Raw genomic sequence first — 22,193 nt, forward strand, 5'->3', positions numbered from 1 at the left:
AAGTATATCCTTAGATGTCTAGTTCTTTAGGTTGCTGAGCTTCATGTGGATGTTCGGTACCCGCATATAGTTTCAGCTTTTTGATCATCGCGTAGCCAAGAGGACCTTTTGGAAGCATACCCTTAACCGCTTTGTGTAGAACATCTTCAGGCTTATGTGCAATCAGCTTGGTGAAGTTGGTTTCTTTAATACCGCCTGGGTAACCACTGTGACGATAGTACTTTTTATCTTGTGCTTTTTTACCCGTTACCGCGATTTTCTCTGCGTTGATAACAACGATAAAATCACCAGTATCTACGTGAGGCGTATAACAAGTCTTATGTTTGCCACGTAAGCGTGTAGCGATTTGAGTAGCTAGGCGACCAAGGGTTTTGCCGTCAGCATCTACGACATACCAGTCATGGGTCACTTCAGCTGGTTTTGCACTAAGTGTTTTCATGATAAAACCTTAAAATTAGAATTCGTTGAGAGTTTAGCTGGGAACGGGGCTCTCAAAAAACAGACTGCACATTATAAGCAGTAGCGCCTACGCTTGCAAGCTGCATTGGGGTTTATTTTCGCCTTATATACATTAAACTGCAGCGTTGGCCAGTTTTTTAGCGGTTTTAAACATTTGTAAATTTTATTAATAGTATTCATTAACCGGACAATTATGACGGCAATAGACGATAAAGTCCAGCGACAACTTGTCCAACTTTAGTTTGTTTTAAGCACTCAAAACCTACGATGCCTTGCACTGTCTCTACTTGAGGCTCGGATCGAGGCTCAGAACTTTCGTTAAGACTTGCTACCAATTGATTCAATTGCAGTGTTAAATCTTTATCCGCCTCTAGATAAATCAGCGTTTCTGTACTGATTAATAATTGCTTTATCAATGCTGTTAAAATCGGCTGCCATAAATCTTGGGCATAAGGTGGGTCGATAAAGACGATATCAAAATGATGAGGAAGGGTTTGGTTTTGAGTCAGTACTTGCTCGGCAGTCCCTTGAATGATTTGATAGTTAGCGGTGTCTAAGCGTAACTGCTCAGCGCTTTGACGCAGCATATTGTTTTGCACCGGATTTATTTCGATAAAGGTAGTATACGCTGCGCCACGTGATAACGCTTCAAAGCCTAAAACACCGCTGCCAGCGCAGCTATCAAGCACTTGGGCGTCATGAATATCGGCAATTAACCAATTAAATAAGGTCTCACGCAAACGGTCTGGCGTCGGACGCAAGCCTTCAGCATCGATGAAGCTCACGCTACGGCGCTTAAACTGACCACCAATAATCCGCACATCACCAGCAGCACTATTTTGTGTTTTTGCTTTTGTTTTCAGCGTTTTTTTAGGCTGTCGCGCACGGGATGTTTTTTTCATAGCGTTTTCTTTTTCACCCTGTTATTAACTATCTTATGAACCGTTCTTATTGATGAATACTATCTTATTCAGAGGTAGCCGCGGTCGTTGTTGCTTCCGCACCTTGTGCTTCTGCTTGCTCTGCGAGCGCTTGTTCGTTATCACGCATAGCATCACGCATGGCTTTTTCAAACGCTTTTTGGCGTTTAATGACTTTTAATTGATCGGCAGTAGGCGGCAAAATAGGGTCGGTTTTGCGCTGTAACATCCAATAATCAAACAAGGCACGACCGATAGGAGCGGCAACCACACTACCGCCACCACCGTTCTCGACTAAGACAGCAAGGGCAATCTCTGGGTTCTCTACAGGGGCAAATCCATTAAACCAAGCATGGTCCCAGTGGCGTTTATCAAGGGCGGCTTTATTATAGCTTTTACCTTGGGCAATCGATTTTACCTGCGCCGTACCTGTCTTGCCAGCGATACGATAGCGCGGCGTATAGACCCCACGTCCAGTACCTGCCTTAACTGTTTCTTCCATGGCATCGTGCATGCGTAACCAGTCAGAAGGTTTGCCGTTATATTCGATTTTGCCATCAGGCTTAGTAATAACGTCGACCGCCGCCGCCCCGTCGCTGCTTTTTAATAAATGCGGGGTGATGTGATAGCCTTTATTGGCAGTCATGGCGGTGGCATTGGCAATCTGTAGCGGTGTGGCTAAGAAATACCCTTGACCAATACTGACAGAGATGGTTTCACCTGGCAGCCAACCTTTATCATAGGTGTCTTTTTTCCATTTAGGCGATGGCATAATCCCTGATTTTTCATTGGGCAGGTCAATCCCCGTTTGTTCGCCAAAACCAAAGCGCACCATCCAGTCGTGTAAGCGCTGAATGCCCATCTCGTATGCCAGTTTATAATAATAAGTATCGACCGACATCACGATGGATTTTTTCAAATCCACCGTACCGTGTCCGCCTTTTTTCCAGTCACGAAAACGGTGCGAGTCACCCGGTAGGCTAAAATAACCAGGGTCGTAAATGGTCGTTTCCCAATCACGTAAGCCGTAATGAATACCACCTAAACCTTCAAAAGGCTTAATAGTTGAGCCGGGCGGATAGGTGCCTTGTAGCGCACGATTATAGAGCGGCTGGTCAAGGTCTTCTCGCAGGTCACCATAATCTCTAAAAGAGATACCAGAGATAAAGGGATTGGGGTCGTAGCTTGGATTACTAACGAAAGCCAACACATCGCCGTTTTTTGGGTCGATAGCGACGATTGCGCCGCGACGACCATCAAGCTGCTGCTGTGCCACGACTTGCAAGCCATAATCTAGACTGAGGGTTATATCATTACCAGCGATTGGGGCTTTGGTATCGAGTTGGCGGATGACATTGCCGTGTGCATCGGTTTCTACTGACTGGTAACCTGGCTGTCCAAGTAAAATATCTTCATAAAAATCTTCTATGCCAATCTTGCCAATAAGGTCGGTACCAGCATAACGGTCCTTATTGATTTGCTTCGACTCTTTATCGTTAATCCGTCCGACGTAACCAATTACATGCGCAAACAGCTCGTCATAAGGATAAGAGCGCGTGAGCTTACTCTGAATACTGACGCCACGAAAAAAGGGTTTTCGTTCACTAAACTGCGCCAACTGCGCTTCGGTTAAATCAATCTTGATGGTCACAGGGTCATTTTTGGTTTTGCTTAAGCGCGCCAAAATATCGGTGATGTTTTCATCGGTTAAATCAAAGATAGGCGCGAGCAAATTTAGCGTGCGTTCTGGGTCTTCAACTTCATCCGGACTCAACATAGCAGTAAATACGGGCTGATTGTCCGCCAATATAACGCCATTACGATCGTAAATATAACCGCGACTGGGCGGCGCAGAAATCAGCTTAATGCGATTGTTATCGGCTTGGGTGGTGTATTTATCGTGGGCATAGACTTGCAGATAACCATAACGCGCAATCAAACCTGTCAAACCCACAAACATGCATAGCCCAAGGATGATAACGCGGCTGGTAAAAATACGATTAACCTGTTCGGTATCGGGAGTGAGCGGTTTGTTCATATAAGGTCAGTACCCGGACGGTCAGTGAATCGGTCGTTTATGCATTGATCATGAATAAATCAATAAGAGTCAGTATGAGGAGAGATAGAGAGCGCTAGGTTCATTCATTTAAAGCGAGGTGAGCATAAAGGATAAGCTGCACTCTTTCAATAATATAGCATGATATTTTATCAATAAAATCTCGATTGATTTGCCTGCGTATAGCGACTAACAGTCAGCGCAAGGCAACCATAAATTATAACAGAACAAATGAACCGGCGCAGTACGCTGTTACTTATTTTATAGAGTTATCATTATGATAATCATCTTTGTTTTTAGTGTGGCTGCTGTCACCGTGTTTAGCCTTGTCATGGCGTTTTTTTTGATTGAATCAAACGCTGTGATTAGCGATATGCTGATGGTTCATGCTGCTAGATGATAGTAAAGGTTTTAGGAGTGAAAGTAGCGGGCAAAACGTGTCATCGCTAGTCACAACTTGCCTAGGGTCGATATGTGCTAATGAATAGCAAGTATGCTAAAATCAGGCGATTTATTTTAGCTAGTTACAGCGTTATTTCTTAGCTATGTGGTTATTGGGGATAGAGCGGCTTTTTGTTAAGCGTTCTTAATCTGCTCAGGATATTTGGTTAACAACGACAATCATTACCTCAAGGATAAGTAGAGTCATGGATGCAAATTCATTGTGGCAGACGATAGCGGAACATCCCGAGTTTTTTGCTATGCTGACCATTCCACCGGTGACGGCGTTTGTCACTTGGATACATGTGTGGATGGCACTCAAGATGCTATTTTATCCGGTCAAGTTTTGGGGCATTCGGATTCCAAACTTTCCGTTTTTTGGCTTACCGGGATTAGGTTGGCAAGGTATTGTGCCGCGCAAAGCTGGCAAGATATCTGGTGTCATCGTCGATCAGACGCTCTCAAAGCTCGGTTCGCTCGATGAGTTTTTTCAGGCGATGGAACCAGATCAGATGGCGGTATTTATCACCAATGCGGTCGATGAAAATCTTGAGGTCTTGATTGATGAGATTATGCTTGACCACTCGCCAGCGCTGTGGGGCAATCTTCCTTACGCATTAAAGCGCCGAGTTTATGCTCAAGCGCACCAAGAATTGCCAAATATTATGCAGTCTTTGGTGACAGATTTGACCTATCACGTCGAAGATTTGGTCGATATGCGTAAGATGATTGTCAATAAGATGGAAAGCGACCGTCGCTTGATGGTCAATATGTTCCTAAAAGTTGGGCAAAAAGAGATCGATTTTATTTGGCATATCAGTGCCTTGATTGGCTTGGTATTCGGTATTATCCAAATGTTTATATTTTTGGTGGTGCCGCAGCATTGGACCGTACCGTTTTTTGCCGCTATTTGGGGGTTTCTAACCAATTGGATTGCGATCTGGATGGTCTTTAATCCTGTTGAGCCGCATTTTATTCCCTATGTGAAGTTTTTTGCACTGCAAAGTCGCTTCCCATTTATTAAGCCGCAGCTACCGCACATCGCTCCGTACCGCTTTCAAGGTGGATTTATGAAGCGCCAAGAGGAAGTCTCTGAGGTTTTTGCTGAGATTGTAGTCAAAGATTTAGTGACACTTGAAAACATCATGAATGAGATGATGTATGGTGACCGCGCTATTGAAACGCGTGAGCTGATGAAATCCCACCTGTATAAAGTGTTAGAATCGCCAGTTATAAATACAACCTTAAGAGTAGGGCTGGGTCGCCGTGAGTTTGGGCAATTAAAAAATACCATTATTGACAAATCAATCGTCGCTACTATGGTGCCACTGCGTGACCCTGAGCTCAATGAAAGCCGAGCCAGTAAAATTTTTGGGCTATTTCGCGACCGTATTCGCGCGCTATCACCCGATGAGTTTCAAAACTTATTGCGCCCTGCTTTTCGTGAAGATGAGATGACCCTTATTGTATTGGGCGGCTTGACAGGGTTTTTGGCAGGTTGGTTGCATCTGGTCTTGGTGTTTTTCCCTGCAATGCAGTAATAGATGGTTTTTTATGTTCTTTACACACATCGCATACAGAGTGGATACAGAAACGTGACAAGTTGACGCTAATGTACGATGCTGTAAGCGCCTCAAGCTGCAACGGCTGATGGCGATAAGCGTATAATAATAGCAACCGAACACACCTACAGTAACGAATACGGGATACTTTCGAATATCCCGCAACACCAATCCCTAAAATAAACAATGACCGTATTAAGGTAAACAAGGTTAGACCGTATGTTAATCACAGAATTGGGTTATTTTGCCTTGCTGGCCGCTTTCGTATTGGCGATTTTGCAGGTGGTATTACCAACTATTGGCGTCATGAGTAACCATGTTGCTTGGCAGCGTCTCGCACCAAGCTTAGCATGGGCACAGTTTGCGGCCATGATTGTGTCGTTTGGCGCATTGATGGCAGGCTTTTATTTTAATGACTTTAGCTTGGTCTATGTCACTCAGCATTCTAATACCTTGTTGCCTTGGTATTATAAGTTGTCCGCGACTTGGGGCGGGCATGAAGGCTCGCTATTGCTTTGGATGACCATCATGGCCACTTGGTGTGCGCTGGTGTCCTACTTTAGCCGTGGTTTGCCATTGTCAATGCGCGCACGCGTACTGGTGATATTGGCTGGCGTACAGCTGATGATGCTAGCGATGCTCATCTTTACCTCGTCGCCGTTTGATCGCACGTTGCCAAACCTACCGGTCGATGGCGCAGATTTAAACCCTGTGCTCCAAGATTTCGGTTTAATTATCCATCCACCGATGCTCTATATGGGCTATGTGGGCATGGTTGTGCCGTTTGCCTTTTGTATGGCGGCATTATGGGAAGGGCGCTTAGATGCCGTTTGGACTCGTTGGTCGCGTCCATGGGCGCTGGCTGCTTGGGGCTTTTTGACGATTGGTATCGCACTTGGCTCTTGGTGGGCCTATTACGAGCTTGGCTGGGGCGGTTGGTGGTTCTGGGATCCGGTAGAAAACGCTTCACTGATGCCTTGGCTTGCCGGTTTAGCATTGCTGCACTCGTTGGCTGTGACCGAGAAGCGCGGTGTGTTTAAAGCATGGACCATTATGCTGGCCATCTTTGCGTTTGCCTTAAGTCTCTTGGGTACTTTCCTTGTACGCTCTGGGGTCATTACCTCAGTGCATTCGTTTGCTGCTGACCCAACGCGTGGTCTGGTCATTTTAGTGATTTTGGGTATTATCGTTGGTGGTGGCCTGCTGATGTTTGCCATTCGCGGTTGGCGTTTGACGGTTGAAAGTCAGTATCAGCTGGTATCGCGTGAATCATTTTTAGTGATTAATAACGTTATTATCCTCATTTCAACCTTAGTGGTACTGCTCGGGACGCTTTATCCTATTATCGCGGACTCCTTTAATTTGGGTCAGGTCTCTGTAGGTCCTCCGTATTTTAATGCGCTATTTGTGCCATTAACTTGGTTGTTGCTAATAGCGATGGGTATGGGCTCTAATATCCGCTGGAAGAAAGACAGTCGTCCGCTGTTGGGCGCAGGCATGGTCATTGCGGTCAGCAGTCTGGTATTGGCGGCGATTATTGCTTATTTCTTCAGCCCTTCTGACATGCTTAATATTGGCGTGACGCTAGCCGTGAGTTTTTGGGTGTTGTTTTGGATGGTCGTTGACTTTAAAGACAAAACCAAAAATGCACCGAGTTTCTTTAAGGGTCTAGGTCAGTTACGTTTGAGCTATTGGGGTCAGCAGACCGCGCATATTGGGGTAATAATAGCTGTCATCGGTGTTGCCTTTACCAGTACCTTAAGTATTGAGCGGGATGTGGCATTGGGCGAAAATGATACCGTGCATGTGCAGGGCTATGACTTTGAAGTCAAAGATTTTCACGAGGTCAGAGGCAGCAACTTTGATGGTGTGCAAGCGCAGGTAGAGGTGACCAAAGACGGGCAAAAAGTGACGACCTTGTATCCTGAAAAACGTACTTATGTGATTAGTATGATGCCAATGACCGAGGCGGCGATTGATGCCAGTCTCATGCGTGATGTCTATGTGGCACTTGGCGAGCCTATCGCTGAAGACAGTAATAAGTGGGCGGTACGTATTTATGTTAAGCCACTTATTCGCTGGATATGGCTTGGTGCGATTATCATGGCGTTAGGTGGTCTATTAAGTATGCTCGATAGCCGCTATCGTATTAAAAAGACTAAAACACCCGCTCAAATGGCGGCGAATAAAGCAGGCTTCATCACCGAAGCTGAAATAGGGGAGAAATAAGATGAGTCCATCAGATAATTCTTCCCAAAAAACGCCTGAGAACAAAGCAGCTGCTAATAATAAAGCCACTAAAACGATGAAAAAAAGCCAAATCAGAATATGGTTTTTGATTCCGCTGATTGTCTTTGCTGGTTTTGTAGTCATGCTATATATGCGCTTGGGTCAGCCAACGGATATCGTCACCAACACCGCGCTTGAGCGTCCGGTACCAACATTTGAGCTGCCATTATTGTCAGATACCAGTCGTATTATGACCAATGATAATCTGCCGGATCAGCCGTTTTTGATGAATATTTGGGGCTCTTGGTGCCCAACTTGTATCATTGAGCATCCTTTTTTGATGCAATTAGAAGAACGCGGCGTCAATCTGGTTGGGGTCAATTATAAAGATGATATCGGTGACGCCTTAGGATATCTAAATCGCGGCGGCGATCCTTTCTCAATGTCTATTCAGGATTTGTCTGGTCAATTTGCCTTAGATTTAGGTTTAACAGGCGCTCCTGAAACCTTTGTGGTTGATGGCGAAGGTGTTATTCGTCAGCATATCGTTGGTGAGATTAATGAGAGCAATTGGCAAAGCCGTATCACGCCTTGTTTGATGCTGCTCAATGAAGCCGACAAGAATAATGTTAGCCCAGACGCTACTCAGGTTAAGGAGATGTGCAAATGATGGCTCTCTACTTAAAAGCTAGACGCGTAAAAGAAATACGCTCAAAAGCTATGTATGTACAAGCAATGCCTTTAAAAAACCTCACGATAAAGCTAGCAGGCTTACTGCTTGCTTGTCTGCTCAGTTTTGGCATTAGTTTTAGTGCGCATGCAGCGATTGAGGTTTATGACTTCGATTCCGTACAGCAAGAAGCGCAATATCGCGGTCTTATTGAAGAGCTGCGCTGTCCAAAATGCCAAAACCAAAATCTAGCTGGTTCTGATGCGCCGATTGCGCAAGATTTAAAGCAAAAAACCTATGATTTGATTAAAGAAGGTCGTAGTGATACCGAGATACGTGCTTATATGCAAGAGCGTTATGGTGACTTTATTACTTATAAGCCGCCCGTCCGTCCATCGACATGGATACTATGGTTTTTTCCGCCGTTATTATTGATTGTGCTGGTGATTGGCTGGTTTTGGCAAAGTAAACGTAGCCAGCGCGTTGCCCGTGGTCAAAGCGGTGTCACTGTAGATAGTGTTGCAGCATTATCAGCGGCAGAAAAAGCGGAACTTGATCGTCTGTTATTGCGTAGCAATAAACATAGCAATGACAATAACGAGCATGACATCACCAGTACAGAGGACAAAAAATGAACCTATTTTCTACTTTTGGCTTATTTATTGCCCTAAGCTTACTGATTGCGCTGTTACTGGCGGTCATCGTTATCATGCCATGGCTGCGGGCGTCACGCTTACGAGATAAGCCGGTTGACAATCAGCTGCTAGATATCAATATTGCAGTATTTCGTGAGCGCCTAGCAGAGCTGCAAACGGATAAAGACGGCGGCACTATCGATGAGGTGCATTATCGAAATCAAAAGCTTGAGCTTGAGCGCCAGTTATTGGATGCGCAGCGTACCGTAACGCCGATGGTCGCGCCCGGTATCAAAAGCCGTCTGATTATCATGGTATGGGTGCCAGCATTAGCAGGATTGGCTTACTTTTTAATCAGCGACCGCACGCCGGTGTTTGAATTATGGGCAGCGGAAGATAAAGTCGCGCAAGTAGCCGATGACTTATTGACCGGTAAAATCGATCAGCCACCAGCTTGGGCGATTGAAGACGGTACACAATTGATTAGTGCCATGCAGACCAACGTCTATCGTCACGCTGATGATCCTGATCGCTGGATGCGTCTGTCTGAATTATTCTTGTCATTAGAGGCCACCGATTCGGCACTTGAAGCATTGTCGCGCGCTTATCGTTTGTCACCAGATAATGAAGAGATTGCCACTACTTATGCGCAAATCAGCTTTTTTGCTAATAAAGGACAGCTCGATGCCAATAGTCGCCGTGTCTTACAAGATGTGTTGGCGAAGAATCCACAACATGAAGGCGCTCAAATGCTGATGGCAATGGGCGAAGCACGTGGTAATAACTTTGAACAAGCACAAGGCTGGATTAAGCGTCTACGTGCCAGTATTGCTGCCAAACCGGGCGACCATAGCCAAGCGCTGGCAAGCCTTGATGAGTTGAGTGCGAATGTAAGCACGCAGCAGCAGCAAGCTTCTGAAGGCGTTGACGTTACCGTCTCTATCAGTGCCAGTCTGTTGCCATTAGTCAAAGCGGATGATGTGTTATTTGTCGCTATCCGTGATGTCAAAGGTGGGCCGCCATTTGCCGCTAAGCGTTTACCGATTAGTGTGATTAAGCAGGGTGAGGCAAATATTAGCCTAAGTGACTTGGATGCTATGATGCCAGAGCGTACGTTAGCTTCTGCCCGTGCTGATAAAGTTCAGCTCGCCGTCATTGCCCGTATCAGTCATAGTGGTAACGCTACTGCGGAGTCAGGCGATTTATCGGGTAATCCTGTGGTGATTAGCGCCGACCAAAATCAGGTCAATGTGGCTATTAATCAGCAGACTCCTTAATGACTAAATATCAAAATATAAGTGGTTAATAATTGCGCGCTATCAGGCTTCTGGTGGCGTGCAATCTCGTCCTATGAACAGATAAGTCATCGTAACTTGCCGCATCAAGACTAAAAATACTTGAGCTTTTGAAAGCCACAAGGTAAGGTAAGCTCTGCAACCCACCAATCCCTAAGTTTTATTAGTCCCAAAATCCTATCTTTTAAGGAGAGTCGTATAATGATGCGTATTATTTTGCTAGGTCCACCAGGCGCCGGTAAAGGCACCCAAGCCCAGTTCATTTCTAAAGAATATGATATCCCGCAAATCTCAACGGGCGATATGCTACGTGCTGCCATCAAAGAAGGCACTGAGCTTGGCAAACAAGCCAAAGACGTAATGAACGCTGGTGGTTTGGTTTCTGATGATCTTATCATTAACCTCGTGCAAGAACGCATCGCTAAGCCTGACTGTGTCAATGGCTGCATTTTAGATGGTTTCCCGCGTACTATTCCACAAGCCCAAGCGCTTGCAGATGCCAACGTGACGATTGACCATGTGATTGAAATCAGCGTACCTGATGATGAAATCGTTAAGCGTTTATCAGGTCGTCGTCAGCATGCAGGTTCTGGTCGCGTTTATCATATTGACCACAATCCACCTAAGGTCGATGGTATTGACGATGTGACGGGCGAGCCATTGATTCAGCGTGAAGACGACAAAGAATCTACCATTCGTGACCGCCTAGCGACTTATCATGAGCAGACATCAACCTTGGTTGGTTTCTATCAAGACAAGGCTAAAGAAGGCGGTGATGCCCCTAAATATGACAAATTCGATGGCACTCAAGGCATTGATGATGTTAAACAACAGATTTTATCTGCGCTAAAAGGCTAATGCTTTTTTAGAATTGCTGATAAGATTTATTTATTAACAGTCATATTCAAAACCCTGCCGCTAGCCATAACTAGCAGCAGGGTTTTTTAATGGTTAAAATAAAAGCTAAAAAATGTCCATAAAAAAAGCCGCTTACTTAGAGAAGTAAACGGCTTTTCGCTACTATTAGTTTAATGTAGCTTAGCTAATGCTTTATCCTGCTAAGTTTTACGCATTACCTTGCGCATCAACTTGTGCTTGCTGTTGGCTTTGCGCGTACGCTTGGTCAAAGTTAACTGGCGCAAGTAATAACTGCGGGAAGCTACCACGTGTAACGATGTCGCTGATGACTTCACGAGCATACGGGAACAGCACGTTCGGGCAGTAAGCGCCTAGAATTTGACCGATTTGGTCTTCTGGAATATCTTTTAATAAGAAGATACCCGCTTGATGAACTTCAGCGATAAATGCCGCTTCTTCTGCGTTTTTAGCATTGACACTGACCGTCAATACCACTTGGTAATGGTCGTCATCCAGTTTTTCAGCATTGCTAGATAGATTGATATCAAGCTCAGGATTCCACTCTTTGGTGAATACGCCCGCGCCTGGGACTTCAAGTGACATATCTTTTACGTAAATGCGTTCTAGTGCCAATTGTGGTTGTGCTTGTTCTTCAGCCATGGTAATTCCTCTAAAAATTAATCAAATAATGGGCAAATGGTCATTGTCATAAAATATCATTGTAATATAAATCGAGATAGAGTTTTAAGGTTTTATCTCGATGTTTTTCAGCAACATGGTTTTTAACAAGTTGATTTACCCTTGCTACCGTCTATTTTTAACTCGATAAAAACAGACCGCAAAACAAGATAGCAAATTAACCTGCCAATAGCTCGTCAAGTTTGCCTTGTTGGTTCATTTGATTGAGCTCATCAAAACCACCGACAAAGGTCTCGCCAATAAAGATCTGTGGCACAGTGCGATAGTTATTGGTTTTTTGCATCAATGCTTGGCGCTCTTCACGGCTTATATCATGCATGCCAATCTCTTCATAATCAACGCCTTTGGTTTTTAGCAATTGCTTGGCGTTTGAGCAGTATGGGCAGATAGGGGTGGTGTAAACTTTCACAGATACAGTCATGGTTAGTCCTTGTTTATAAATTTATGCGGCAACAGTTTTATTATAAGTAATATGATAAATGGTGATATAAAAAATCATAGCGTAGAAATTAGCATAATCCGTTACCAATATGTAAATTGCAAATCTATTCGATGTTGCTCAGTATAAAGTGGGGATGGCACTGCTAAATTCAAGCACTATTGGCTGAAAAACGCTGACGGTAGCATAACTGCCACATAAAAAAAGACACCTTGTTAAAAGGTGTCTTTTAGATTAGCTCTGTATATTCCCAAAGCTACATTGTGCTTATGATTAGCCCTGCGTAAACCGACGCTTAATCTATTGTCTTACTTATGCAAACTTGGCTTGGCTTTGCCTTTATTCTTTGGCTTAGCATCTTTTACACCAACCAACGGCATGCCAGCGCCTTGCCAGCCACCGATACCGCCTTCTAGGCGATAGACACTGTCTTTACCAATCATCTGAATCGCTGCGCCTGCTTGCACGCCCATATCACAGATGATAATTACTGGCTGCTCAATCGCACGAATTTCTTCTAAGCGGTCTTTAAGCTCAGTGAAAGGTATGTTACGGCTGCCTTGGATATAACCAGTTTCAAATTTCTTTTTGGCGCGAATATCGATCAGCTGCGCATTTTGCGAGTTGACCATCATACCCAAAGTATTGGGCGATATTTTTCTGCCACTACGTTTGTTTTCAATAGCAAAAAATAGCACGGCAAGTACGGCTAATATACCAAATAAAAACGGGTGGTTGCCCACAAATTCCAGCGCACGATCCAAACCATACCTCCAAAAAAATAAGTGTTCGGTTAAGCTGAGAAGACAGCCTAACGATATGAACAAGGCGCTATTATACCGATTAGACTAGCCATAGTAAACGTGTGATGAGCAACGTTCACTATGGCAGTGATTAATAAGATAAGGGCTAACAAGTCACTGATTAATAAAGCAAGCATTAATAAGGCACTGATTAATAAGGTTTAGTATCTGCTTCTTCTCTTAAGGTGACAAGGTTTTCAACACGGCGTTGTAATACCACGCCATCAGCAACCGCCTGCCATAACGCGCAGCCTTTGCTGTTATGAGTATGGCGACAATCGCGGAATTGGCAATCACCTGCCAGTGGGGCAAGCTCAACAAACCCTGAAATGATATCATCAGGGGTCAAATGCCAAATACCGTACTCGCGAATACCAGGGGTATCGACAATGCCACCTTGGGTTAAGTCGTCTGGGTTAAATGGTAATAGTCGACTGGTCGTCGTGGTATGCTGACCGAGTTTTGAGTTCTCAGAGATAATATTGACGCTCTGTGCCGATTCAGGTAGCAGAGCATTGATTAGACTGCTTTTACCAACGCCTGATTGCCCCGCAAAAATAACCAACTTTTTATCAATGTAGCGCTTTAACTCATCCAGTCCTTCTTGCTTATCGCTATCAGCGACATTTTCAGGACAATCAACTGATGTCAGTACGCTCTCATAACCAAGCGCTGCATATTGTGCGAGTAGCTCATTGGTATCGACACCGTTTTCTTGCGCGAGCAGGTCGGCTTTATTGAGCACTAAGAGCGGCTTCACACCAGCATGATGACAAACGACCAAATAGCGGTCAATGAGAGTCGGCGCAGCAGCAGGCAACGGTGCAAATACAATCGCTAAAATATCGACATTGGCGGCGACAGGTTTGAGCTTATGATAGCGATCAGGACGCGAGATTAGAGAGGTGCGTGGCTTTACGGATTCGATACGTCCAAAGCCAGTATTGGGATCAGCACTCCAGCGCACTTGGTCGCCAGCCGCTAGCATCGGTAAGTTGGTACGTACATGACAACGCCAGATATCGCCTAAAGTTAATTCCTGCCAAAACGGCTCAGGATCATCGGGTGCAATCTCCGGCTGCACGGGAATCACTGCTGGCAAGCTGGTCACCTGTACTTCTAACTGCTTACCATAATGCGCCATGACCACGCCATCCATCAAACTGTCATCGATGCTGTCTTGACTGTCAAGCTGCTGTTTGTCGATGCGACGAATCTGCTGTTTAGTCAGTTTGCGTTGCCGAATTAATGCCATGGGTTTTGAACCTATTAAAAAAATATTGCTAAGTGTAGCGTGAAAATTTGCTAACATACAGCCTAAAGCGCCGCTAGCCGATAGTGGTTTTGTAATGTTTTAGATTTTTTAGACAGTACCACTGACTAAGCGCAAACATATGTTATTTGAGCATGACCATTTATAGGTGATTTATTTGGTTAACATTGCTCGTAAGTTGTTCCAAAATTTATTGACTATAGGATATTTTATGAGTACCGACGACCATCCCAATAAAATCAAAATCAAAAACCAAGGTAAAAAAGGGTTGGTATGGATTGACCTAGAAATGACTGGGCTTGATACCGTAAACGATGAAATCATCGAGATTGCTACCGTGGTGACAGATGAGGATTTAAATGTCCTTGCCGAAGGGCCTGTATTTGCCATTAAAGTATCAGATCAAGTATTAAATAAAATGGATGACTGGAATACCAAGCAACATGGGCAGTCGGGACTGGTCGACCGTGTGCGCCGCAGTACCGTGACCTTGGCAGAAGCCGAAGCTGAGACTATTAAGTTTTTGAATAAGTGGGTCGATAGTGGCAAGTCACCAATGTGTGGTAACTCCATTTGCCAAGATCGCCGCTTTATGGCGCGTCAAATGCCTGAGCTAGAGCGCTTCTTCCACTATCGCAACCTTGATGTGTCGTCGATTAAAGAGCTATGCTTCCGATGGCGTCCTGATATTCTCAGAAACTTTGAAAAAGGCGGCAGTCATTTAGCGTTAGATGATATTCGCGACTCTATCCGTGAGCTAAAGCACTATCGTCAGCATTTCTTTAAACTCATGCCTTAGAGATTGATATTTTATTAATATTGTTTTAGCGAAAAGTCAGTTCAACATACCAAGCACTAAAAAATCCCGCAAATGAAACGAATGCTAAAATATGGCACGTTTCTTTGCGGGCTTTTTGCTTAATCAATATTTTATTTAACTTGTCTTGGGTTAACTCTCATATAAATGGATTAGCGATTCTCATCAGGGCGTTTAATGCTATCTGGACTGGCTTCATAAACAGTATTTAACTCTGTTTCCGTCAGATATTTTTCTACCGTAGGGTATAACTCTCGTTCTTCAAATCGAATATGGTCGTATAATAAAGTGCCAAGCGCTTTAACCTGCGCGACTGTGATGTCTGTATTCCCAGATTTTTTTGATTCTTTAACTTCATTTATTAGCTTATATAATTGCTTATGTTGTCCATCAAGGGTTTCGAGTACTGACGCCACATCAGGTTGAGTAGCACGATAAGGCTCTAATGCATTAGCGATTAAGTTGTCTTCAATTTGGAAATGATATTGCATATCGTTAAGATAGGAAGTGAGATTATGCCAATGTTTGGCAATCTCTTCGGGTTCGTCAGCGCATTCTTTTGCATGGCGCGACAGGTTAAGGCCAAGATGGTGTTGGCGGGACAATGGCTGTAATTGATTGGCGCGTTTCATAATTAAAACCTTAATGTTTCAAGAAATCATGATTGGTTAATTATTTGGAGTGATACGGTATGTTCAACTATCTATTAATTCTGCACCTACTTGGCGCAGCAATATGGACAGGTGGTCATTTAATACTAGCATTAGTGGTGCTGCCTAAAGTACTAACTTCACGTAATTTAGACGCATTGTTACAATTTGAGGGACAGTTTGAAAAAATCGGTATGCCAGCATTGGCCATTCAAATCATCACTGGGCTATGGATGGCACATAGAATATTACCCAATGTGGGTATGTGGTTTGCCTTTGATAATGACATTAGCGTATTGATTGGTATGAAGCTGATATTATTATTGCTGACGGCTGTCGTCGCTATGCATGCACGTTTTTGGGTAATACCAAGATTATCAACCAACAACTTGAATGGTTTTGCCATTAATATTATTTTGGTGACGCTATTTTCAGTGGCATTCGTTGTGGTCGGTACGTTGTTCCGTACGGGATTTTGATGAGTAGCGATTTATAAGCTAAAAAAATACCTAAGCAAGAAAGTAGCAAATGGCCTGGAATAGCACAAAGTCGTTTTTAGATAAAGATTTCCATAAGGCAATATTAGTTAAGTAGTGGTTAGAAGCTTTCAATAAAGTGAGAAGTATGGCAGATGAATAGCTGATAAAAATCAACAAGCACAAAAAAACCTCAAGTAAACAAATACTTGAGGCGAAACTTGCTTAAACTTTACAGTTTAAATTCGTTTTAAATATGGCGCAGCGGACGGGACTCGAACCCGCGACCCCCGGCGTGACAGGCCGGTATTCTAACCAACTGAACTACCGCTGCTGAGGTCTTTTTAGTTTATTTAGCCACTTAGTGTAAACACTATACTAGATAGTGGTGGGTGATGACGGATTCGAACCGCCGACATTCTGCGTGTAAGGCAGACGCTCTACCAACTGAGCTAATCACCCTGAGAGGCATATCAAAAAGCAGTGCTTTTTTTAGCTTCACAAATGAAACCTCTTAAAAAGGATTTCCTAAAAGTTTTAACATTCAAAGTTGTCACCCTTCGAATAACTTTCAACAGAAGAGAACTAACTAAAGCCTCGCTCTGTGGGTGTGTATTATATACATTTACGCATGGCTGTCAAATATTATTTCAAGTATTTTTGAAATTAGGGTTAATAACCGTTATTAACGGTCAAATAAAGGTGCTAGTAGGGTGATTTTCAGACGATAGAGTCATGATACAGTTAGCTATTGCGTGCTTGCTAAAAGCTACTATACTGATAATGCTTTTAGTATCTAGTTAACAAATTGTCTACTTAATAAACCATCTAGCTAATAGATAGATAAGTAGTTTGAGTGATATAAGGTCATGGAGGCGAGCATAGATAATCTTAATATAGAAGCCCTCTCTATTGAAGACTACTTTACGACATGGTCGTTAGGAGACTTTGCGGGATTGGGTCTGATATTGCACGTGATTCTCATGATAGTCATGACACTGCGTATCGTCTCGGTACAGCGTAATATCGGCGTGTCGATTGCTTGGGTTGCTGTACTCTATACTTTGCCTGTGGTTGGTTTTATCGCTTACATACTCCTAGGTGAGCCAATGATTGGGCGGCGTTATCGTGCACGTATGAATCAGGCACGGCTACTGATGAATGATATGGCTAAGCGTGAGCAGTTGGTGTTTGACCAAGGACAAGAGCTACTGCCTGATAATTATCGCGGTGTCAGTAAAATAGGCACGCGCTGGACAGGTTTTGGGGTTTTTCCCGACCACCAAATGCAGCTGTTGACCACACCGAGTGCTATTTTTGGGCATTTGATTGAAGACATCAATGCTGCCCAGCGCATCATCCTGATGGAGTTTTATATTATTTATCCAAAAGGTCAGATACTTGAGGTCATGGATGCGTTAATTGCAGCAGCGCAGCGTGGTGTAGAGTGTCATATATTGGCAGACAGTGTAGGAAGTTTTAGCTTTTTTAATAGCAAGCAGCATCGGATGTTAGAAGAGGCTGGAGTCTTTGTGCATCAGTCGCTACCGGTGGGATTGTTTAAAACCTTGTTTAAGCGCTCCGATTTGCGTAATCATCGGAAAATTATCGTTATTGACGAACATATAGGCTATATCGGTAGCTTTAACTTGGTTGACCCGAAGTTTTTTAAACAGAATAAAAATGTTGGACAGTGGATTGATGTGGCGATACGTAGTGTCAGCCAAGAGCCGATGAGTATTGCCACGGCGATGGCGAAGGTGGTGGTGACCGATATCGGTGCGGAAAATAAAGATAATCTAGACGCGCTCAATCACCGCGTGAATACCTATACCCGTAAACTCTATGTTATGCACCCGACCATTAATGATATCAACAGCCGCGTCAAAGTTTTAGACGAGCTTGTTGATTCTGATGAGTCGCCAGAGATTGGGTCGACATCGATTTTGATACCGCGTATGCCAGTCGTCGAGGATGTGCTGGCGCAGCTGATACCTTCGGCGCCGCAAGTGACGGCGCATGTGATTTATAATACGTTGGTGACGGTGATACATCGCGCCAACAAACGTATTAGCATTACCACGCCGTATTTTGTCCCCGATGAAGCGTTATCAGGGGCGCTGACTACCGCCGCCAAACGCGGGGTCGAGGTAACGATTATTGTCCCCGAAAAGGTGGATTCATTTTTGGTGCAGCACGCCTCCCAAGCGTATTACCAAGAACTACTTGAAGCAGGAGTAACCATTGCTTTATTTAAAGGTGGGCTGCTACACGCTAAGACGGTGGTCATTGACGATGATTATTGTCTGTTTGGTACGGTGAATATTGATATGCGCAGTTTTTATTTGAATATGGAAGTAAGCTTAGCCATTTATACCCCAGAGATGGTTGCGCAGGTTGCTGATTGTCAAGAAGTCTACTTGCAAAGCTGCCATTTTTTGACTTTAGAAGAGTGGCAAGAGCGGCAAGGGGCAGAGCGCTTATTTGATAATGTGGTGCGCTTATTTAGTCCTTTATTGTAGCGCTTTCGCTTTTAAGTTAAGGTAAACTACTTATTTTTATTATCATCTCACTTATACAGTTACTTATATAACCACTTCTATGATTGTTTTTTGAAATCTTAGTTTTTAAAAGCACTCAATTTTTAAAGGATAGGCTTGCCTTATGTCTGCATCGCCCTTAACGCCCCTTGATTATATTGCAGCAGGCTATTGGCAAGATTTCTTAGCTGGCCGTCCTATTGCTGGCGGCATGGCTTATGAAGCTGAATTGCATCAATGCACACTCGATGAATCGCTGGCAAGTTTACAGCGCGTAGATACTTTGCTGTCGCAGATACGCCGCGACATGATAAAGTCTGGCACGTGGGATGAGGCAACGCTATTAACAGATGAGCGCTATCGTAATTTTATGGTATTTTTAGCGTTTTATGCAGGGCGCGTATTGGCACAGCAATGGCAGTATACGCCGCATTGGTTCGGTGAGTTTGAGCTACGGAAGCGTTATCCTGCCTTGCCACTGTTGACCGATGAGTTTTATCAGCATATGGCCGTGTTCTATCGCGATGATATTGAGGCTACTGATAAGCCTAATTCGACTGTCTCGCTATTTTTTGCCTTAGAGCCAATAGGGTTGCGGCTGTTTGGTCACATTGATCGACCGTTCCAAGCGGCGCAAGGTGGTCAAGTGGCAAGCGGGCTATATCAAGCGGTTAGTGAAAGACTGCCAAACGCCGTTGATAACAACCATGCATTACCGATATTTGCCGTTATGAAATCGGCGACTGAAGAAGTAGCTGAAAAAATAGTACCTCAACATAGCCGCCAAGATATTCAAACAAATACTGTTAATAATACTTTTTACGATGAGCTTAAAACAACACATGAACCTGTTAAAACAGACGAGCCGTTAGCAAAAACTGCTTCATTAACTGTTCCATTAGAAGCACCCTCAGTACAAACTGCGCCAGTAGCATCTTCACAAGCAGGATTAAAAGAAGTAGCGATAAAACCAACAATAAAACTAGTAGTAAAACCACTGATAAAAGAGGCGCCAACCCCAGAGATTTTTACCCAGTTGTTCACAGAGCTTGATGAAATAGACGTACCACAAACTGCTGGCAAAACAGAATATGAGCAAGCTTCTAAAGTTTTAGCTCAATTTGAGCAGCATATTGCTAAGCAAGATAAACCACGCACGCAAGTTATATTTTCACAGCAGCATTTGGCAGCAAAGCAGCAAGCCTTGGTAAAAATGCAAGACGCTGCTCATGCGGGTCATAGCGCTGCGATGCTACGTTTAGCGATGTATGAGCTTCTTGGTGAAGGGGTAAATACGGATAAAGTGGCTGGTATGGAAGCAGGCGTTGAATGGGTGAAGCAAGCTGCTAGCAGAAACGACAGCCGTGCCCAGCGATTATTAAGTAGGCTCTACTATCAAGGCTTTGGCGTGCCGCAAGATATGACCAATGGCAAATATTGGCTTGAGCAAGCGGCGCAAAACGGTCATGAAGAAGCGGCTAGTTTGGTTAGTCAATGGCAGCAAGCGCAAACGTTAATCAGCACACAAAAGCAAGAGCAGCATAGCCTTAAACGTTATCAGCTATTGTTTGTGGTGATTATTGTCGTCGCTATATTAATCTTCATTATTGTCTAAGCGATTATTTTAAATTCTGGTTTTAAATTCTCGTTTTTAAATTCTTGTTTCTAATAACGAGTGCTTAAAAACTATTGTTTAGCATTAAATTCAGGTAGAATTGGCGCGCTTTTTATCGCCACTTCTTATCGTCCGATCCATTACTAATCTGGGCTTCTTCATGCCATCTTCTGATAATTCCTTACCCTCTTTTGATAAGTCGACTCAGCCAAGCCGAGCCGTTTATAAGCCACCTGTATATTATCAGGTGACGATTGGTTTGCTGAAACCGCTATACCGCCTACAGGTATGGCATCGCTCGCATAAGCGCGATAATTATCAGCAAGAAGTGGAGCAGCGTTTTGGTAAGCGCTATCCTGCGCCGCCCGTGCCTGATGCAAATATTCAAGGTAGGACAGCAGATTATCAATCTGCTGCGAAAACTGAAGATAATGCCAATAATCAAAATGGCAATGGCAAAAAAGTCATCTGGTGCCATGCGGTGTCTTTAGGCGAGACCAATACCGTCGCGCCTTTGCTCGACGTGCTATTAGCAAAAGGCTATCAGATATGGTTGACCAATACCACGCAGACGGGGTTTGCACGTGGTGCCAGTCGCTTTGCCGATGATATTGCGCAAGGCCGTTTGAGTCATAGCTACGTTCCTGTCGACAGCCCTGCGGTGATTGAAAAATTTTTAGCACATGTGCAACCGGTTGCGGCAATGTTTATAGAGACAGAGCTTTGGGCGAATATCTTGACCAAGTTGTCCGAGCATCATATCCCAAGTATTTTGGTCAATGCTCGGTTATCTGCTGCTTCTTTTAAAAGTTATCAAAAAATTGGCGCGGTCAGTGCCAGTATGATGAAAAACTTGAGTCTTATCATTGCGCAGGATAATGAATCGGCAAAACGCTTTCGGCAATTGGGCGCTCATAGTGCACAAATCCGCGTGGCAGGCTCGCTGAAATGGGTGATTAATACCCCGAAGCTGAATAGTAATGATGCCAAAGAAGCTGAAATATCAAATGATGCCGAAGATTTAGGCGTAGCAGGTCGTCCGATGTGGGTGGCAGCAAGCACTCATAGCGGTGAAGAAAAGACAGTATTATCATGGCAACAGCAAATACTATCTAATCCTTTATTAGCGGATACGTTATTAATTATCGTTCCAAGACACCCAGAACGCTTCGATGAGGTGGCAGAACTAATTGAAAAATCAGGCTTGGTCATGACGCGTCGTAGTGATGATGATGCAATCAGTCCAAATACCCAAGTTTATTTGGCTGATAGTATGGGTGAATTGATGAAATGGTATTCGCTTGCAGATGTGGCATTGGTGGGTGGCTCATTAGTCGATATTGGCGGGCATAATCCCGTTGAGCCGTCAAGTGTGGCAACGCCGGTATTGATGGGCAGTTATACCCAATCTTGCCAAAGCGTGGTTGATAAATTGGCGAGCGTCGGGGCGTTATACCAACCACATAATGCATTTTATAGTGCTCTTGGTACTGACGAGCAGCTATCTCAGCAGCAGAAAATTGCGAGCAATCAGCCATCTAGCGATGACGATAATCTTCTTTATCAGCAGCTACAGTTCTGGCTTAGCCATTTGGAATTGGCAAAAAAAGCAGGGCAAGCGGGTGCAGAAATGACCGAGCAGCAGCAAGCGGTCTTGCATCGGCAGTTATCAATGATTGAAGATGTGATTCAGCAATACGCAAAACCGTCTTTCAATCAAGAACTGGATCAAGACGTGAATCAAGAGCTGACATAA

At 44.1% G+C, this 22,193-nt stretch carries 20 protein-coding genes and 2 tRNA genes; 12 read left to right on the top strand and 10 right to left on the bottom strand.

The features are described from left to right. Positions 1-10: 10 nt before the first annotated feature. From rplM to mrdA, 3 genes are all read right to left on the bottom strand, one after another. Entirely contained in the window at positions 11-439 is a 429-nt protein-coding gene (gene rplM / locus FHS24_RS08805) for a 50S ribosomal protein L13 (RefSeq protein ID WP_183620736.1), read from the bottom strand. Between the two features lie 211 nt (positions 440-650). Further along, positions 651-1,361 carry a 16S rRNA (guanine(966)-N(2))-methyltransferase RsmD gene (gene rsmD / locus FHS24_RS08810; protein WP_183620737.1) on the bottom strand — a complete coding sequence of 237 codons (711 nt, stop codon included), beginning with the start codon at positions 1,359-1,361 and terminating at the stop codon, positions 651-653. 64 nt (positions 1,362-1,425) lie between these two features. Next, positions 1,426-3,417, bottom strand: coding sequence for a penicillin-binding protein 2 (gene mrdA / locus FHS24_RS08815; RefSeq protein WP_183620738.1), 1,992 nt, complete (start codon positions 3,415-3,417; stop codon positions 1,426-1,428). Between the two features lie 295 nt (positions 3,418-3,712). On the opposite strand from mrdA, the gene FHS24_RS12505 reads away from it, so the two are divergent. From FHS24_RS12505 to adk, 7 genes are all read left to right on the top strand, one after another. Continuing rightward, positions 3,713-3,835: a hypothetical protein gene (locus tag FHS24_RS12505; protein WP_265088152.1), complete on the top strand. Its 123-nt coding sequence runs from the start codon at positions 3,713-3,715 to the stop codon at positions 3,833-3,835. Positions 3,836-4,082: 247 nt separating this feature from the next. Beyond that, the gene (locus FHS24_RS08820) at positions 4,083-5,417 is read left to right on the top strand and encodes a hypothetical protein (protein ID WP_183620739.1); all 1,335 of its coding nucleotides are present in this window, start codon (positions 4,083-4,085) and stop codon (positions 5,415-5,417) included. A gap of 240 nt (positions 5,418-5,657) precedes the next feature. Continuing rightward, positions 5,658-7,667: a heme lyase CcmF/NrfE family subunit gene (locus tag FHS24_RS08825; protein WP_183620740.1), complete on the top strand. Its 2,010-nt coding sequence runs from the start codon at positions 5,658-5,660 to the stop codon at positions 7,665-7,667. A gap of 1 nt (position 7,668) precedes the next feature. Next, positions 7,669-8,337, top strand: a complete 669-nt coding sequence (locus FHS24_RS08830; protein ID WP_406947780.1) for a DsbE family thiol:disulfide interchange protein — start codon at positions 7,669-7,671, stop codon at positions 8,335-8,337. A 65-nt stretch (positions 8,338-8,402) separates the two neighbouring features. Then, positions 8,403-8,972, top strand: coding sequence for a cytochrome c-type biogenesis protein (locus FHS24_RS08835; RefSeq protein ID WP_221185051.1), 570 nt, complete (start codon positions 8,403-8,405; stop codon positions 8,970-8,972). Continuing rightward, positions 8,969-10,249, top strand: coding sequence for a c-type cytochrome biogenesis protein CcmI (gene ccmI / locus FHS24_RS08840; RefSeq protein ID WP_183620741.1), 1,281 nt, complete (start codon positions 8,969-8,971; stop codon positions 10,247-10,249). Before FHS24_RS08835 ends, ccmI begins: the two co-directional genes overlap by 4 nt. A gap of 219 nt (positions 10,250-10,468) precedes the next feature. Next, positions 10,469-11,125: an adenylate kinase gene (gene adk, locus FHS24_RS08845; RefSeq protein WP_183620742.1), complete on the top strand. Its 657-nt coding sequence runs from the start codon at positions 10,469-10,471 to the stop codon at positions 11,123-11,125. Positions 11,126-11,332: 207 nt separating this feature from the next. Here adk and secB read toward each other — a convergent pair whose 3' ends face one another. The 4 genes from secB to rsgA all read right to left on the bottom strand — a co-directional run bounded on the left by secB (position 11,333) and on the right by rsgA (position 14,321). Continuing rightward, a complete protein-coding gene (secB, locus tag FHS24_RS08850; protein WP_149488954.1) occupies positions 11,333-11,785 on the bottom strand; it encodes a protein-export chaperone SecB in 453 nt (150 codons plus the stop codon). A 196-nt stretch (positions 11,786-11,981) separates the two neighbouring features. After that, the gene (gene grxC / locus FHS24_RS08855; RefSeq protein ID WP_183620743.1) at positions 11,982-12,245 is read right to left on the bottom strand and encodes a glutaredoxin 3; all 264 of its coding nucleotides are present in this window, start codon (positions 12,243-12,245) and stop codon (positions 11,982-11,984) included. Positions 12,246-12,571: 326 nt separating this feature from the next. Then, entirely contained in the window at positions 12,572-13,027 is a 456-nt protein-coding gene (locus FHS24_RS08860) for a rhodanese-like domain-containing protein (RefSeq protein WP_183620745.1), read from the bottom strand. Positions 13,028-13,217: 190 nt separating this feature from the next. Further along, a complete protein-coding gene (gene rsgA, locus FHS24_RS08865; protein WP_183620747.1) occupies positions 13,218-14,321 on the bottom strand; it encodes a ribosome small subunit-dependent GTPase A in 1,104 nt (367 codons plus the stop codon). A 229-nt stretch (positions 14,322-14,550) separates the two neighbouring features. Between rsgA and orn the strand changes: the two genes are divergently transcribed. Then, positions 14,551-15,138: an oligoribonuclease gene (gene orn / locus FHS24_RS08870; protein WP_183620749.1), complete on the top strand. Its 588-nt coding sequence runs from the start codon at positions 14,551-14,553 to the stop codon at positions 15,136-15,138. A gap of 170 nt (positions 15,139-15,308) precedes the next feature. Here orn and FHS24_RS08875 read toward each other — a convergent pair whose 3' ends face one another. Further along, positions 15,309-15,788: a hemerythrin domain-containing protein gene (locus FHS24_RS08875; protein WP_183620751.1), complete on the bottom strand. Its 480-nt coding sequence runs from the start codon at positions 15,786-15,788 to the stop codon at positions 15,309-15,311. Positions 15,789-15,847: 59 nt separating this feature from the next. On the opposite strand from FHS24_RS08875, the gene FHS24_RS08880 reads away from it, so the two are divergent. Beyond that, positions 15,848-16,285: a CopD family protein gene (locus FHS24_RS08880; RefSeq protein WP_183620753.1), complete on the top strand. Its 438-nt coding sequence runs from the start codon at positions 15,848-15,850 to the stop codon at positions 16,283-16,285. 254 nt (positions 16,286-16,539) lie between these two features. Here FHS24_RS08880 and FHS24_RS08885 read toward each other — a convergent pair. Next, a tRNA-Asp gene (locus FHS24_RS08885) sits at positions 16,540-16,616 on the bottom strand. A 52-nt stretch (positions 16,617-16,668) separates the two neighbouring features. After that, positions 16,669-16,744, bottom strand: a tRNA-Val gene (locus FHS24_RS08890). Positions 16,745-17,151: 407 nt separating this feature from the next. On the opposite strand from FHS24_RS08890, the gene FHS24_RS08895 reads away from it, so the two are divergent. The 3 genes from FHS24_RS08895 to FHS24_RS08905 all read left to right on the top strand — a co-directional run bounded on the left by FHS24_RS08895 (position 17,152) and on the right by FHS24_RS08905 (position 22,193). After that, positions 17,152-18,804, top strand: coding sequence for a cardiolipin synthase (locus FHS24_RS08895; protein ID WP_183620755.1), 1,653 nt, complete (start codon positions 17,152-17,154; stop codon positions 18,802-18,804). A gap of 142 nt (positions 18,805-18,946) precedes the next feature. After that, the gene (locus FHS24_RS08900) at positions 18,947-20,437 is read left to right on the top strand and encodes a tetratricopeptide repeat protein (protein WP_183620757.1); all 1,491 of its coding nucleotides are present in this window, start codon (positions 18,947-18,949) and stop codon (positions 20,435-20,437) included. 160 nt (positions 20,438-20,597) lie between these two features. Further along, positions 20,598-22,193: a 3-deoxy-D-manno-octulosonic acid transferase gene (locus tag FHS24_RS08905; RefSeq protein WP_183620759.1), complete on the top strand. Its 1,596-nt coding sequence runs from the start codon at positions 20,598-20,600 to the stop codon at positions 22,191-22,193.

Source organism: Psychrobacter luti, assembly GCF_014192115.1.
Lineage (GTDB): Bacteria > Pseudomonadota > Gammaproteobacteria > Pseudomonadales > Moraxellaceae > Psychrobacter > Psychrobacter luti.

Excerpts from the sequence above, each read along its gene's own strand:
- rplM (WP_183620736.1), bottom strand. The coding sequence starts at position 439 with ATGAAAACACTTAGTGCAAAACCAGCTGAAGTGACCCATGACTGGTAT.
- rsmD (WP_183620737.1), bottom strand. The coding sequence starts at position 1,361 with ATGAAAAAAACATCCCGTGCGCGACAGCCTAAAAAAACGCTGAAAACA.
- mrdA (WP_183620738.1), bottom strand. The coding sequence starts at position 3,417 with ATGAACAAACCGCTCACTCCCGATACCGAACAGGTTAATCGTATTTTT.
- FHS24_RS12505 (WP_265088152.1), top strand. The coding sequence starts at position 3,713 with ATGATAATCATCTTTGTTTTTAGTGTGGCTGCTGTCACCGTGTTTAGC.
- FHS24_RS08820 (WP_183620739.1), top strand. The coding sequence starts at position 4,083 with ATGGATGCAAATTCATTGTGGCAGACGATAGCGGAACATCCCGAGTTT.
- FHS24_RS08825 (WP_183620740.1), top strand. The coding sequence starts at position 5,658 with ATGTTAATCACAGAATTGGGTTATTTTGCCTTGCTGGCCGCTTTCGTA.
- FHS24_RS08830 (WP_406947780.1), top strand. The coding sequence starts at position 7,669 with ATGAGTCCATCAGATAATTCTTCCCAAAAAACGCCTGAGAACAAAGCA.
- FHS24_RS08835 (WP_221185051.1), top strand. The coding sequence starts at position 8,403 with ATGCCTTTAAAAAACCTCACGATAAAGCTAGCAGGCTTACTGCTTGCT.
- ccmI (WP_183620741.1), top strand. The coding sequence starts at position 8,969 with ATGAACCTATTTTCTACTTTTGGCTTATTTATTGCCCTAAGCTTACTG.
- adk (WP_183620742.1), top strand. The coding sequence starts at position 10,469 with ATGATGCGTATTATTTTGCTAGGTCCACCAGGCGCCGGTAAAGGCACC.
- secB (WP_149488954.1), bottom strand. The coding sequence starts at position 11,785 with ATGGCTGAAGAACAAGCACAACCACAATTGGCACTAGAACGCATTTAC.
- grxC (WP_183620743.1), bottom strand. The coding sequence starts at position 12,245 with ATGACTGTATCTGTGAAAGTTTACACCACCCCTATCTGCCCATACTGC.
- rsgA (WP_183620747.1), bottom strand. The coding sequence starts at position 14,321 with ATGGCATTAATTCGGCAACGCAAACTGACTAAACAGCAGATTCGTCGC.
- orn (WP_183620749.1), top strand. The coding sequence starts at position 14,551 with ATGAGTACCGACGACCATCCCAATAAAATCAAAATCAAAAACCAAGGT.
- FHS24_RS08875 (WP_183620751.1), bottom strand. The coding sequence starts at position 15,788 with ATGAAACGCGCCAATCAATTACAGCCATTGTCCCGCCAACACCATCTT.
- FHS24_RS08880 (WP_183620753.1), top strand. The coding sequence starts at position 15,848 with ATGTTCAACTATCTATTAATTCTGCACCTACTTGGCGCAGCAATATGG.
- FHS24_RS08895 (WP_183620755.1), top strand. The coding sequence starts at position 17,152 with ATGGAGGCGAGCATAGATAATCTTAATATAGAAGCCCTCTCTATTGAA.
- FHS24_RS08900 (WP_183620757.1), top strand. The coding sequence starts at position 18,947 with ATGTCTGCATCGCCCTTAACGCCCCTTGATTATATTGCAGCAGGCTAT.
- FHS24_RS08905 (WP_183620759.1), top strand. The coding sequence starts at position 20,598 with ATGCCATCTTCTGATAATTCCTTACCCTCTTTTGATAAGTCGACTCAG.